A 13,622-nucleotide genomic window follows, 5' to 3' on the forward strand; every position below is an offset into this window, starting at 1 on the left:
AACCGGGCGGACGCGACCGGAACAGGCGTTTCGGGCCTGGGGTCACGGGTAGTCGGGCGGCGTCCGGGCCACGGGCGGCAGCGCCCCGTACCGGAACCCCCGGACGGCAAAGGCCCTCCTGCGAGTGAAGGAGGCGGTGGCAGTGGGGCCCAGGTCCGAGCCTCCAGACATCCCCGGCGGCGCCGGACGGGACAGGGCACCCGGCGTGGAGGCGATCGCCGAGTGGCTGCGCGACACCGGCCCCGGGGAGATACCGGCCCGCCTGTGCAACGTCGCGGTCAGCCTGCTGCCGGTGACGGGCGCCGGCGTGACGCTGCACACCGACGGCCTGCCGGTGCGGCTGGGCGCCAGCGACCCGCAGGCCGCCTACCTGGAGGACGTGGAGGCCACGCTGGGCGAGGGGCCGGGGCACTCCGCCCTGGAGGCCGGCGAGGCGGTGCTCGCCTGCGACCTGGCGACCGGCACCGACGCCCGGCGCTGGCCGGTCTTCGCGCAGAAGGCCACCGCCGCCGGGATCCGGGCGATGTACTCGATGCCGCTGGGCAACGAGACGGTGTGCGTGGGCACGCTCGACCTCTACCGCGACACCCCCGGCCGGCTCAGCGAACGCGACCTGCACACCGCGCGGCTCATGGCCAGGGTCGTGACGGTGGCCCTGCTGATCATGCCGTGGGAGGACGACGACAGCCGCGACGAGGTGCGCTGGCCGGCCGGACTGGCCCGCGAGCAGGACGAGGTCTACCAGGCCACCGGCATGGTCATGGCACAGCTCGGCGTCTCCGCGGAGGAGGCCCTGGCCCGGCTGCGCGGCCACGCCTTCGCCCGCGACCGCACCGTCGTCGACGTGGCCCGCGACGTGGTGGAACACCACCTGCGCTTCGACCACGACTGACACGGGAACGGTTCGGTTTCGGGGGCGGCTTCGGCGGGTGCGGGGCTGCCCGTGGTTCGGCTCAGATCTCCGCCCGACCCTGCTTGCGCACGTCCGTCAGGCGCCGCACCGCCGTCTCGACGGCCGTGCGGGTCGTGTCCGGGGAGACGGCGCCCAGGCCGCCGTCGGTGAGGACGACGGTGTCCGCGCCGGCCCGGACGACGGCGACGTCCAGCGTGAGCACGCTCCGCTCGCCGTAGTCGGTCTGTCCGCTCAGCGTGACCCGCAGGCCCTGGCGGGCGTCCCCGGCCTCCGGCAGGACGGCCTCGGCGACCTTGACGTCCTGCACGTAGCCCTGGGCGGTGGCCGCCGTGAACCCGGCGCACGCGCGCGGCAGCGTCCGCAGCCAGGCCAGCTTCCGGTCGACGGCCGAGGGTGTGAGGGCGCGGACCTGCTGGCGCAGTTGGGAGCCGTCCACGGCGTCGTCGAGACCGGTCTCGGCGAGGACGGCGGAACCGGCGCCGAACAGGTCGTCGGTGTAGAGGGCGTCGAGGAGCCGTCGGCAGTCCGGCGCCTTGGCGGTGGCCTTCAGCAGGCCGTCCCGCCAGGTCGCGGCCCCCTGGGTGGGGGTCCAGGACGGGCCCAGGTCGGCCGGGGTGAGCAGGGCGGCCTGCGCCTGGTCCCGGGTGAGGGGGCGGGTGGAGAGGGCGGCGGCCGGAGGGGACGCGGCGGCGCGGGAGGCGGCGGGCGCGGCCTGCCGCGCCGCGTCCGGGCCGGCCGTGCAGGCCGCCGCGGCCGGCAGGACGCCCGCGCAGAGCGCGGAGACGACGAGGACGCGGGCCGGGGTACGGGTCATCGGGGCCTCCTGAGCCAGCAGCTTCCAAGATCGGTACGTCTCCCACGGGACCACCGCCCCCCGGCGCCCACCAGTGCGCCGGTCCGTCCGGGTTACGGCCATGGCCGACCCGGCCGTGGCCGAGCCGTCGGGCGTGGCCTGCCGCCCGTGGTCCGTCGGCGGCTGCGTAAGGTCGCTGTCCGAGGAGAGAGGAGCCTGCCGTGACCGGTCAGCCCATTCCGGTGATCATCGACTGCGACACCGGTGTCGACGACGCCCTGGCCCTGCTGTTCGCCGTCCGCCATCCCGGGCTCGACCTGCGGGCGGTCACCTGCGTCGCCGGGAACACGGACGTGGACGGCGTCGTCCGCAACACGCTGACCGTGCTGGAGCAGGCGGGCGCCCCCGACATCCCCGTCGGCCGGGGCGCCGAACGCCCGCTGATCGAGCCCGTGCGGTCGGCGCGGCACGTGCACGGCGACGACGGCATGGGCGACCTCGGCCTGCCCGCGCCGGCCCGCACCCCGTCCGGCCTGGACGCGGTGACCCTGCTGCGCCGGGAGATCCTCGCCTCGCCCCGCCCGGTGACCCTGATCCCCACCGCGCCCCTGACCAACATCGCCCTGCTGCTGCGCACCCACCCCGAGGTGACCCGCAACATCGAGCGGATCGTCTTCATGGGCGGCGCGGTGGCCACCGGCAACGCCACGCCGGTCGCCGAGTTCAACGTCTGGCACGACCCGGAGGCGGCCGCGATCCTGCTCACGGCGGGCGTGCCGATCACCATGTACGGCCTCGACGTGTTCCAGCGGGTCATCGTGCCGGCCGCCGACGTACGGCGCCTGCGGGCGAGCGCGGAACCGGGCGCCCGCCTGGCCGGCGAACTGCTCGCCCACCGCCCCTCCGCGCCGGACCCCGACGGCGACGACCCCGACGGCGGCCTCGGCGACGCGGGCGCCGTCTGCTCGGTCGCCGACCCGGCCGGCATCACCACCAGGCCGCTGCCCGTCGAGGTCTGCCTCGCTCCCGGCCCCACCCGCGGCCAGACCGTCGTCGACCGGCGCGCCCGCCCCGGCGAGTCCGAGATCCACGAGGGCGGCCGCCGCCGGCCGTCGGTGGACGTGGCCCTGGACGTCGACGTCCCCCGCTTCGTCCACCTGTACCTGTCGACGGTGGAAGGGCGTTAGCCGGAACGGAGTCAGTCGGCCTTCGCCGGCCGGGCCGCCCAGCGTTGTTCCACCCTGGCCAGGCGCCAGTACGTCACGGCGACCGCCCAGACGACCACGAACAGGCCGACGATGACGTAGCCGACGTCGCCGAGGTCGAGACCGGCCAGCTGCATCGTGCCGATGACGAAGGCGACGGCGATGGACAGGCCGGTGATGGTGACGTTGTAGTAGACCTTGCGCACCGGGTTGGAGAAGGCCCACTGGTAGGCGAAGTTCATGAACGTGCCGTCGAGCGTGTCGAACAGGCACATCCCCGCGGTGAACAGCAGCGGCAGGCACAGCACCGCGTACCACGGCAGCCCGGCCGCCGCGCCCGAGCCGGCCATCGCCAGCAGCACCACCTCGGTGGCCGTCTCGAAGCCGAGCCCGAACAGGAAGCCGACCGCGTACATCTGGCCGGGGCGGGAGACCGACCGGGTGAGGCGGCCGAGGAAGCGGTTCACCAACCCCCTTGACTCCAGGTGCCGTTCGAGTTCCCGCTCGTCGTACGTGCCCGCCCGCATCGCCCGGAAGACCCGCAGGATGCCCACCAGGGCGACCAGGTTGAGCGCGGCGATGAGATACAGGAACGTGCCGGCGACGGTCGTCCCCATGAAGCCGAGGACCTGGTGGACGGACGAGTCGCGGTTGGTCACCCGGTCGGCGAGGTGCGTGCCGCCCGCGGTCATCGCCGCCAGCACGATCACCACGCTGGAGTGCCCGAGCGCGAACCAGAACCCCACCGACACCGGCCGTTTGCCGTCGGCCATCAGTTTGCGGGTGGTGTTGTCGATCGCCGCGATGTGGTCGGCGTCGAAGGCGTGCCGCGCCCCGAGGGTGTAGGCGGTGACGCCGAGTCCGATGCCGAACGTGCGGGTGCCGACCTCGTAGTGGCCGGGGACGACGAGCAGGAACAGGACGCCGAACGCCAGGATGTGCAGGGCGGTGATGACGGCCAGCAGGCCGGCCGTCTTCACCGTGTCCTCGCGCCGCCAGCGGAAGGAGGCAGAGTTGTGGGCAGGGTCGGTCATACGGTCACGCTCCAGCACCTCGTGGATCACTTCGTGAGCTGCCGTGGCCGGTCTCCTGGCTTACGGGTCGTGCGTCGCCGGTCCGCCTTCCCGGCCGCCTCGCGGCGGCCAGTGGCTGTCCCGAAGGGGACGTGGGCCGACAACTCCCCGATCACAGTGGCGAGGGCCGCTCCGGTTTCGCACCGGCTTCCCGAACACCACGGCCCGCCCACCGTAGGGGCGCGGACCCTCCCCTGCATAGCTGCACACATGCGCAGGTATCGAAGATCACAGAGGGACGCCTGCGAGGATGACCCCATGCATCTCGTCCCGGCCGACCGCGCGGACCGCCGCGCCATCGACGGCCACCGGGTGTGCGACGCGATCGCCGCCATCGGCGACGCGGGCCGCGTCCGCGCCTGGGCCGACCGTTTCTCCCTGCTCGCGGACCCGAAACGGCTCGCGCTGCTCCTCGCCCTGCACCGCACCGGCCCCCTGGCCGTGTCCGACCTGGCGATCGCGACCGGCATGAACGACCCCGCCGTGTCCCAGGCGCTGCGGCTGCTGCGGGCCGCGGGGGTGGTGGCCGGCGAGAAGGAGGGCCGGGTGGTGCGCTACCGGGTCGTCGACACGGACGTACAGGCACTGCTCGCCCACTGCGGGGCGGACGCCGGCCCGGACGCCGACTTGCATGCCGGCTCGGACATCGGCTCGGACCGCGGCTGGGACGGCTGCTGACCGGGCGCGCGGGGGGCGCACGGCCACACCGCGACGCACTGACGCGCGGGGCGCATCGGCCGCATCCCGGAGGACGGATGCGTGCCCGGGGCACGGACGCATCCCGGAGCACGGACGCGCGGTGCACGGCGGACGGGGCGCACGGTGGGGCGGGCGGTGGGGCGGGCGGGTGGCGGACGGGGCCGGCGAACGCCTCCGAAGCAGGAGGTTACCGGGGCGTTCCGGGTTCACCCGGCGGGCTGTCCCGGACAGAGTTGTGTCTGTCGTCCGCCTTTTCTCCGGCCCGGCCCGTCCGAAGGGGAGCACGTGAACCACCCCGCGCCCGACCTCTCGTCCAAGGACCCCGACTGGTGGCGGCAGGCCGTCGTCTACCAGGTCTACCCGCGCAGCTTCGCCGACGCCGACGGCGACGGGCTCGGCGACCTCAGGGGGATCACCCAGCGCCTGACCCACCTCGCCGCCCTCGGCGTCGACGCCCTGTGGCTCAGCCCCTTCTACCCCTCCGAACTCGCCGACGGCGGTTACGACGTCGTCGACCACCGGGACGTCGACCCGCGCCTGGGCACGCTGGACGACTTCGGCGCCATGGTCGCCGAGGCGCACCGGCTCGGCCTGAAGGTGCTCGTCGACCTGGTCCCCAACCACACCTTCCACCGGCACCGCTGGTTCCAGGAGGCCCTCGCCGCCGGACCCGGCTCGCCCGCCCGCGGCCGCTACGTCTTCCGGGACGGCCGCGGCGAACACGGCGAACTACCGCCCTCCGACTGGCAGTCCGTCTTCGGCGGCAGCGCATGGCGGCGGGTGCCGGACGGGCAGTGGTACCTGCATCTGTTCGCGCCCGAGCAGCCGGACCTCGACTGGTCCCACCCGGAGGTGCGCGAGGACTTCCGCACCACCCTGCGGTTCTGGTCCGACCGCGGCGTCGACGGCTTCCGCGTCGACGTCGCGCACGCCCTGGCCAAGGACCTGAGCGAACCGCTGCGCGACCTCGGCGACCTGCCCCGGGTCGCCGAGGAGGCCCTGCTGCTGACCGCGCCGGGCAGCCACCCCTACTGGGACCGCGACGAGGTGCACGACATCTACCGCGACTGGCGCACGATCCTGGACGCCTACCGCCCGCCCCGTGCGGCCGTCGCCGAGGCCTGGGTACCGGACGCCCGGCGCGCGCTGTACGCCCGCCCCGACGAACTGGGCCAGGCGTTCAACTTCGAGTATCTGCAGGCCGGCTGGGACGCCGAGGAACTGCGCCGGGTGATCGCCTCCTCGCTGCGGACGGCCCGTACCGTGGGCGCCTCCGCGACCTGGGTGCTGTCCAACCACGACGTCGTACGCCACGCCTCACGGCTGACGCTGCCGCCGGGCGCCGACGAGAACGCCTGGCTGCTGTCCGGCGGGCACGCCCCGGCGGTGGACGAGGCGGCCGGGCTGCGCCGGGCCCGGGCGGCGACCCTGCTGATGCTGGCGCTGCCCGGATCGGCGTACCTCTACCAGGGCGAGGAGCTCGGCCTGCCGGAGGTCGCCGACCTGCCCGCCGAGGTGTTGCAGGACCCGATCTGGGAGCAGACGGGTCACGTCCGCAAGGGCCGCGACGGCTGCCGGGTGCCCCTGCCGTGGACGACGACGGGGCCGTCGTACGGCTTCGGGGCGGGCCGGGCCTGGCTGCCGCAGCCGCCGGGATTCGCGGCGTACTCGGTCGAGGCGCAGGACGGCGCCGAGGGCTCCACCCTGGAGCTGTACCGCAGGGCGCTGCGGCTGCGCCGCAAGCTGCTCGAGGGCGAGTCGCTGACCTGGGTGCAGGACGCCCCCGACGGAGTCCTGCACTTCACCCGCCGCGAGGGCTGGCGGTGCGTCACCAACCTCTCGGGGAGCGCCGTCCGGCTGCCGCCCGGGGAAGTGCTGCTGAGCAGCGCGCCGGTCGAGGACGGCCGGCTGGACCCGGACACCACCGTCTGGCTCGCCTGACCGCACCGAACGCGCCCGGCACTCACGGCACCGGGCGCGCGCGGTCATCACGGCACCGGGCGCGCCCGGTACTCACTCACCGGTCCTCACCGGCGCGCCCGGTCGTCATCCCACCGTCGGGTTCGGGGTGGCGGGCTGGGCCGACGACTCGCCGGGCAGGGCCGGCGGCTGGGTCGTGCTGTCCACCGGCGGGGTGAGCACCACCTCGGGCTGGCCCGCGGCCGGGGGCGGCGGGGTCAGGTCCGTCGAAGGCAGCTTCGGCGGGGTGGTCTGCTGGAAGAGGGCCTGGTCGAAGTCGACCAGACCGGTCTGCTCCATCACCGTGATGTGGTCCAGGACCGTGTCGTTGGCCTGGTCGGCGAGCGTCCGCACCAGGGTGTTCTTGGTCGTCGAGCGGATCTTCGCGATCGTGTTGAAGATCGAACCGTGCGTGATGCGCAGGATGTTGGCGAAGTCCTTGTCGAACTGCGCGCCGCTGTCGGCGTTGAGGGTGTTGATGAACCCCTGCTGCTGCGGACTCGGCAGGTTGGGTATCGCGATACCGAGCATGGGGCCGATCTTCCGGCAGCTGGCGTCCAGCGCCGCGTGCCCGTCGATCAGGTGCTTGCTGGCCGTGATGACCGCCTTGCTCTGCCCCTTCTTCAGGCCCATCTGGCCGACCGGGTACTCCCACAGCCCGGCCGCACGCACCTTGACGACGAAGTCCCGGTCGCCCTCCGTCAGCGGGCCCCACTGGGTCTGCGCGATGACCCGGTCCGGCGCGCTGCTGACCTTGCTGACCCCGAGCATCGACGGATAGGCGAGCGCGACGAGGGTCATGCTGAGCGCACCGCCCACGAAGAGAGTTCCCATCGCGTTCCGCGAAAAGCGCACCGTGCCTCCTGCCCGGTCGGGGGTCCCGCCAAGGGACGGCGGGGGTCGGACGCAGGGGAGTACGGACCGGATCAGCCGCAGAACCTTTTGATTTGGTAAAAACTGCGGGGTGTGAGCCAGGTCTCGCGCACCCGCCGGGGCCGCCCCGACGGGTTGACGGAAGGTTGACCGTCGTGCAGGAGAGTTGACCCGTTCGCGGGAGAGTCGAGACCCGCCCCGCGCCTACATTCGGCCGCATGTCCCCCCAGCCCCCCAGGTTCCCCGCAGGCATGTCCCCCCAGCCCACCAGGACGCCCGCAGCCCTGCCCGTGCTCCCGTACCGCAAGCCCACCAAGGGCCGCGACTACTGGGTGCTGGACGACGTCCTGCCCGACCTAGACGCCGTACGGGAGCGCTGTCTCGCCAGGGAGGACTGGGTCCAGGGGTATCCGTACACCGCGGAGACCTGGCCGGGCCTGCGTGCCATGCCGGGGCTGGAACCCGGTGAACTCGCCCGTGTGGAGCGGCTGGTGAGGAAGGCGACCGGGGCGGACCGGCTGTGGGTGCAGCGGGCGCCCGGCGGCGGCACCCTCAACCACAACTGCGTCCAGGTCGTCGGCGCGGGCGAGAGCGAGCCGCGCCCGCACACCGACTCACGCGCGCTGTGCCGGTACGCGGCCGTGCTCTACCTCAATCCCGCCGTGCCCAAGGACTGCGGCACGAGCTTCTACCGCCAGTCCCTGCCGGGCGGCCGGCTCGGCGGCAACGTGGTGCAGGCGCCGCACAACAACCTCGTCGAGGCGCTCGGGACGCGGTTCGTGGCGCCGGACGCCTTCGAGGAGGACGTCCGTGTCCCGCACCGCGCCAACCGGCTGCTGCTCTACAACGCCAACCTGGTGCACAGCGCGACCGGTTACTGCGGCAGCACGCCGGCCGACAAGAGGATGACGGCGGTCTTCTTCTGGATGGCCTGAGGCGAGCGTGCCGCCCGCTCGCCTGAGCCGAGCGGGCCGCGCTCACACGTGGCCGATGCCGCCGCTGCCGAAGGAGCCGCTGGAGCCGGGCTGCCAGCGCCGGCGATGCTGGTCCTTCCCCGTTCTGGTCGACGCGGCGTGCAGTTCGTAGGGCATGAGCCGTTCGCCGTGGTCCCCGTACGGGACCTCGTCCGGCTCGCGGACCTCGCGCGCCTCGCGGACCGGTCCGCCGGGCGGGGGATGGGGCTGGTCCTCCGGGCTGGGATGGGGCAGCTCGCGGTCCCGGACCCCCATGCCGAACTGCACCGCCCAGATGAGCCCGCCGGCGACGAAGATGCCGCCGATGAATGCGGCGATCACCTTGACCACGTCGCCCGTCGAGGCCGCGGCCAGGACAAAGGTCACTGTGTTCATGAGCCAATTATCACCCAAATGCCTGAAAAGGGCAGATTGAGGAGAAAATTAGCTATATCGGTCTGCTCGTCCAGGCCGCGCGCCGGATGGTGAACGTGTATTCGATGGCATCGGGCGGCGGCCCGTCCGTGAGTGATGCGTTCCGTTCGTTCCGATCTCGGCTGATCCGGGCGGATCTCCCGGTGGTTACGGATCGCTCAATCTCTGGTGGCCGCACGGTGATCGGCGCACCATGGGCTCATGACGCCGGTCCTCAGAGCCATGCAGCAGTTGGTGACATGGCCCGACCTCAGCCCGTGCCCGACCAGTTGCGGAACCGGCCGGGCGCTGCGCTCGGCCCGTGACGAGATCGTCCACTTCCACTCGGACCGCGACGTGGACCTCCACCTCACCGCCCCGGCGATCCAGCGGCTCCACTACGACTTCGCCGGCTCCAGCGCGATCCACCTGGTGCCCGGCTCGCGCTGGGTCACCGTCCACCTCGACTGCGACACCGATGTCGACCTGCTGCTCAGCCTGGTGAGCGTCGCCCTCAAGGCGCACCAGATCCGGCCGGTGCGCGGCGACGTGTCGGCGGCCTCCTGCAACTTCCACCGTGTGACGGTGCTTCCACGCGACGGGGGCGGCTGACCCGGAGGGCGCGCGGGCGGGCGGCCACCGAGGAGGTTGCGCGGGCGGCCGGCGAACATTCCCGGACCCCCGATCCCCCCGAACCGCCTGTACCGGAAACGCCTTTCCCAAGTGTCACAGGCATGACATAGGCTGCCATTCGCAGCCGCGCCCCGCGCGTCTCCGCCTTCCAGCGGTCATGCCCGGGTGCTGCGCGGCGCACTCGTCTTCCCGGTCACGCGCCGGGTTTCCTCGTGGGGGTAACAGCACTGTGCGCACGCGCAGCATCTCGACCGCGACGGCACTCGCGGTCCTCTTCAGCTCGGCGGCGCTGAGCGTCGTCGCGGCCGGCACCGCCTCGGCGGCCACCGCCAACGTCACCACGCCCGCCGGGATCGTCGTGGACGGCGCCCTGAAGCGGGTCTTCGTCGGCGACCGCTCCGCCGGCACCGTCACCGCCACCAATTACTCGGGCACCGTCCTGGAGTCGGTGAGCGGCGTCAAGGGCATCACCGACCTGGCGCTCTCCGACGACGGCGCCACCCTCTACGCGGCCGTCGAGGACACCCACGAGATCGTGGTCCTCGACGCCGCCACCCTGGATGTCCTGAAGCGTTACCCGGTCGCCGTCACCAAGGGCCCGCGGTACGTCGCCTTCTCCGCCGGCAAGGTCTGGTTCACCTACGGGGACCAGTGGGACGGCAACCTCGGCTCGGTCGACCCGGCAGTGCCCCCCGTGACGGACCCGGCGACCGACCCCGACCCGGTCACCCTCGGCCAGCGGCCGGCCGACGTGTGGATCCACGACCCGGGCCTGCTCGACACCGACCCGTCCTCTCCCGGCGTGCTCGCCGTCGGCGAGACCGGCCTGTCCTCGGACTCGATGGCCGTCTTCGACGTGTCCTCCGGCACCGCGCAGAAGGTCGCCTTCTACAACGGCGACTACACCCTCAACAGCGGGATCGGCGACATCGACGTCGTGCCCGGCGCCTCCCAGGTGCTGGTCAACGGCTACCTGCGGGACGCCTACCAGGACGGCAAGTTCACCCAGGCCGGCACCTACCCGACCGGCCACAAGGCCGACATCGCCCCCGACGGCACGGTCGCGCAGTTCAACGGCACCCAGATCGCGACCTACAAGCCCAACGCCACCAAGCCGATCCGCACGTACTCCACCGGTTCGTACGGCCTCGCCGACCTGGCCTGGGCCCCGGACGCCTCCCGGATCTTCGCCCTGGTCGGCACGTCGGGCGGCGGCTACACCCTCAAGGCGCTCACCGACCCGACGAAGAACGTCCCGACCCTGACGGTCAACGCCCCGTCGACCGCCAAGCGCGCCACCAAGCTGACGGTCACCGGCAAGATCTCGGCGACGGTACCGCTGCCCAGCGGCGTGAAGCTCGAGGTCACCCGCACCGACCTGGAGTCCCCGAACGGCAAGGCGCTGCCCTCCGTCACCGTCAAGTCGGACGGCACGTACTCCTTCTCCGACACCCCGCCGGCCGGCGGCACGGTCACCTACAAGGTCAGGTACGCGGGCGACGCCCAGCACGCGGCGGTCAGCGCCAGCGACAAGGTCTCCGTGTCCCGCAACGCGACCACGCTGACCCTGAACAACAACGGCAAGCTGTACTCGTACGGCACCGACGTCAAGTTCACCGCGCACCTCGGCACCACGTACAAGAACCGCACGGTCGAGATCTACGCCGACCCCTTCGGCGGCGACAAGCCCAAGAAGCTGATCAAGTCCGGCACGGTCAACTCCAGCGGCAACATCACCGCGACCGTGGACATGACCCGCGACACGCTCGTCACCGCGGTCTTCAAGGGCGACGCCCGCTACGCGCCCAAGACGGTGAAGTCGACGGCGTACGCCAAGGTGAAGGTCTCCGTCGCCGTCTCCAAGCACTACAAGACGGCCAAGATCGGCACGCACACGTACTACTGGTTCCACAAGAGCACCGACCCGCTGCTCACCACGACCATGACGTACTACCCGGGCCGCCAGCAGCGCTTCGACCTTCAGGTCTACTACAACGGCACCTGGTACTCCGCCGACTCCGAGTACTTCCCGATCGGCAGCAACGGCAAGTCGGCCGTCTCCCTGGGCGCCCCCGGCGAGTCCGGCATCAAGGCGCGCATGCGCTCGGCCTACATCAACGGCTCCTCGGGCGACAGCGTCAACTCCACGACGTACAGCTCCTGGAAGTACCTGTACTTCTCCAACTAGCCGGTCCGGCCGGACAGTCAGGGCTCCCGCCCCCGCACGGAAACCCGTGCGGGGGCGGGAGCCCTTCCGCATGCGCCCGCAACGCGCCCGGAACGCGCCCCAAGACGGCTGAGGAGGGCCGAAGAGGGCCGAAGAGGGAATCCGTAGCCGGGGCCGCCTCCGGACGGGTCCGGAAGAAAAGTTCACTCGATCGGGGAATCGGCCAATCCGCCGAGCCCGCGGGTTCGGATTCCCCGCGTGACGGACGACGAGAAGTTCCCGGTCAGGCCAGGCGACGCGACGCGCGACGCGTCGGCGCTCAGCGGCTTGCTGGGCGCGCTCAGCGGTGTGCTGGCGGGGTGCGCGGCGCTGGCCGTCGCGGAACTCACGGCGGCGTGGACGCGGCCGCAGGCCGGACCGGTGGTGTCGGTCGGCGGCGCGGCCGTCGACCGTACGCCCGCCGCGGTGAAGGACTGGGCGATCCGCTCCTTCGGCACCGACGACAAGCTGGTGCTGCGGCTCGGCATCCTCGCGGTGCTGGCCCTGGCCGCGGCGGCTCTCGGCGTGCTCGCGGTGCGGCGCCGGCGCACCGGGGCCGCCGGGATCCTGCTGTTCGGCGTGGTCGGCGCCGCGGCGGCGCTCGGCAGGCCCGACTCCGTCGGCGCCGCCGACGCGCTGCCCTCCTTCGCGGGCGCGCTGACCGGGGCGTCGGCGCTGTACGTCCTGGCCGGCCTCCTGCCGTCTCCCGCGCACCGGCCCACCACCGCGAAGGCAGCCTGGCCCGCCACCGCCACCGCCACCGCCACCGCCACCGCGAACGCGGCCCGGGACCGGCGCGGATTCCTGCTCGCCGGGTCCGCGGTCGCCGTCGGGTCGGCCGGCGCGGGCGTGCTGGGCCGGGCCGTCGGCGGCGCCCGCGGCCGTGACGCGGCCGCCGCCCGCCGCGCCGTGGTCCTGCCGTCTCCCGCCTCCCCGGCCCCGGCCGTGCCCGCGGCCGCCCGGCCGCGCATCGCCGGGCTCGGTCCGTTCACCACGCCCAGCGCGCGCTTCTACCGGGTCGACACCGCCCTGGTGGTGCCGAAGGTGGACCCGTCCGGCTGGCGGCTGCGCGTCCACGGCAGGGGCGTGCGCCGGCCGGCCGAGTTCTCCCTCGACGACCTGCTGCGCCGGGACCTCGTCGAGCGGGACATCACCCTGACCTGCGTGTCCAACGAGGTCGGCGGCCCGTACGTCGGCACCGCGCGCTGGACCGGGGTGCGCCTGGTGGACCTGCTCGCCGAGTGCGGGGTGCGGCCGCCGTCGCGGGGCGGCCGGGCCGACCAGCTGGTGGCCCGGTCCGTGGACGGCATGACCATCGGCACGCCGGTCGAGGACGTCATGGACGGCCGCGACGCGCTGCTCGCCGTCGGCATGAACGGCGAACCGCTGCCCTTCGAGCACGGCTTCCCGGTCCGCATGGTCGTCCCCGGCCTGTACGGATACGTCTCGGCCTGCAAGTGGATCGAGGACATCGAGCTGACCACGTTCGACGCCTACGACGCCTACTGGGTCAGGCGCGGCTGGGCGCGGCGGGCGCCGGTCAGGACGCAGTCGCGCATCGACACCCCCAAGCCGTTCGCCCGGCCCGCGGCCGGCCCGGTGACCGTGGCCGGGGTGGCCTGGGCGCAGCACCGCGGCATCGACCGCGTCGAGGTCCGCGTCGACGACGGGCCCTGGCAGCAGGCCACGCTCGCCGCCGAGTACTCCCGCGACACCTGGCGCCAGTGGTTCTTCCGCTGGCAGGCGGTCCCCGGCCGCCACAGCCTCACCGTGCGCGCCACCGACCGCACCGGCGAGGTGCAGACCGCCCGGCGCACCCGCACGGTCCCCGACGGCGCCACCGGCCGGCACTCCGTGGTGGTGACCGTCGAATGACCCGCCGACCCACCCCCGAATCACTG

12 protein-coding genes and 1 riboswitch are annotated in these 13,622 nt (G+C 73.1%); of the genes, 8 read left to right on the forward strand and 4 right to left on the reverse strand.

The window, feature by feature from the left end:
* The first annotated feature begins 142 nt into the window (after positions 1-142).
* A complete protein-coding gene (locus tag ACZ5GT_RS01070; protein ID WP_469012180.1) occupies positions 143-892 on the forward strand; it encodes a GAF and ANTAR domain-containing protein in 750 nt (249 codons plus the stop codon).
* Between the two features lie 61 nt (positions 893-953).
* Here the strand turns inward: ACZ5GT_RS01070 and ACZ5GT_RS01075 are convergent, their stop codons facing one another.
* The gene (locus ACZ5GT_RS01075) at positions 954-1,727 is read right to left on the reverse strand and encodes a hypothetical protein (RefSeq protein WP_469012182.1); all 774 of its coding nucleotides are present in this window, start codon (positions 1,725-1,727) and stop codon (positions 954-956) included.
* Positions 1,728-1,927: 200 nt separating this feature from the next.
* On the opposite strand from ACZ5GT_RS01075, the gene ACZ5GT_RS01080 reads away from it, so the two are divergent.
* A complete protein-coding gene (locus ACZ5GT_RS01080; protein ID WP_469012183.1) occupies positions 1,928-2,893 on the forward strand; it encodes a nucleoside hydrolase in 966 nt (321 codons plus the stop codon).
* Between the two features lie 11 nt (positions 2,894-2,904).
* Here the strand turns inward: ACZ5GT_RS01080 and nicT are convergent, their stop codons facing one another.
* A complete protein-coding gene (gene nicT, locus ACZ5GT_RS01085) occupies positions 2,905-3,945 on the reverse strand; it encodes a Nickel transporter NicT (RefSeq protein ID WP_469012185.1) in 1,041 nt (346 codons plus the stop codon).
* A 28-nt stretch (positions 3,946-3,973) separates the two neighbouring features.
* Positions 3,974-4,162, reverse strand: a riboswitch (cobalamin riboswitch).
* A gap of 80 nt (positions 4,163-4,242) precedes the next feature.
* Between nicT and ACZ5GT_RS01090 the strand changes: the two genes are divergently transcribed.
* Positions 4,243-4,662 (forward strand): ArsR/SmtB family transcription factor, encoded by a 420-nt coding sequence (locus tag ACZ5GT_RS01090; protein WP_469012187.1) that lies wholly within the window; start codon positions 4,243-4,245, stop codon positions 4,660-4,662.
* Positions 4,663-4,968: 306 nt separating this feature from the next.
* Positions 4,969-6,624, forward strand: a complete 1,656-nt coding sequence (locus ACZ5GT_RS01095; RefSeq protein ID WP_469012188.1) for a glycoside hydrolase family 13 protein — start codon at positions 4,969-4,971, stop codon at positions 6,622-6,624.
* 105 nt (positions 6,625-6,729) lie between these two features.
* Here ACZ5GT_RS01095 and ACZ5GT_RS01100 read toward each other — a convergent pair whose 3' ends face one another.
* Positions 6,730-7,476: a DUF4142 domain-containing protein gene (locus tag ACZ5GT_RS01100; RefSeq protein ID WP_469012189.1), complete on the reverse strand. Its 747-nt coding sequence runs from the start codon at positions 7,474-7,476 to the stop codon at positions 6,730-6,732.
* A 290-nt stretch (positions 7,477-7,766) separates the two neighbouring features.
* On the opposite strand from ACZ5GT_RS01100, the gene ACZ5GT_RS01105 reads away from it, so the two are divergent.
* Positions 7,767-8,450: a DUF6445 family protein gene (locus ACZ5GT_RS01105; RefSeq protein WP_469012447.1), complete on the forward strand. Its 684-nt coding sequence runs from the start codon at positions 7,767-7,769 to the stop codon at positions 8,448-8,450.
* Between the two features lie 42 nt (positions 8,451-8,492).
* Here the strand turns inward: ACZ5GT_RS01105 and ACZ5GT_RS01110 are convergent, their stop codons facing one another.
* Complete coding sequence (locus tag ACZ5GT_RS01110; protein WP_469012191.1) at positions 8,493-8,864, reverse strand: DUF6479 family protein; 372 nt, start codon at positions 8,862-8,864, stop codon at positions 8,493-8,495.
* Between the two features lie 240 nt (positions 8,865-9,104).
* Between ACZ5GT_RS01110 and ACZ5GT_RS01115 the strand changes: the two genes are divergently transcribed.
* The 3 genes from ACZ5GT_RS01115 to ACZ5GT_RS01125 all read left to right on the forward strand — a co-directional run bounded on the left by ACZ5GT_RS01115 (position 9,105) and on the right by ACZ5GT_RS01125 (position 13,596).
* Positions 9,105-9,494, forward strand: a complete 390-nt coding sequence (locus ACZ5GT_RS01115; protein WP_469012194.1) for a luciferase domain-containing protein — start codon at positions 9,105-9,107, stop codon at positions 9,492-9,494.
* A gap of 250 nt (positions 9,495-9,744) precedes the next feature.
* Entirely contained in the window at positions 9,745-11,703 is a 1,959-nt protein-coding gene (locus ACZ5GT_RS01120; RefSeq protein ID WP_469012197.1) for a YncE family protein, read from the forward strand.
* Positions 11,704-11,940: 237 nt separating this feature from the next.
* Positions 11,941-13,596 (forward strand): molybdopterin-dependent oxidoreductase, encoded by a 1,656-nt coding sequence (locus tag ACZ5GT_RS01125; RefSeq protein WP_469012200.1) that lies wholly within the window; start codon positions 11,941-11,943, stop codon positions 13,594-13,596.
* Positions 13,597-13,622 lie beyond the last annotated feature (26 nt).

It is taken from the genome of Streptomyces sp. NPDC031340, from assembly GCF_055569945.1.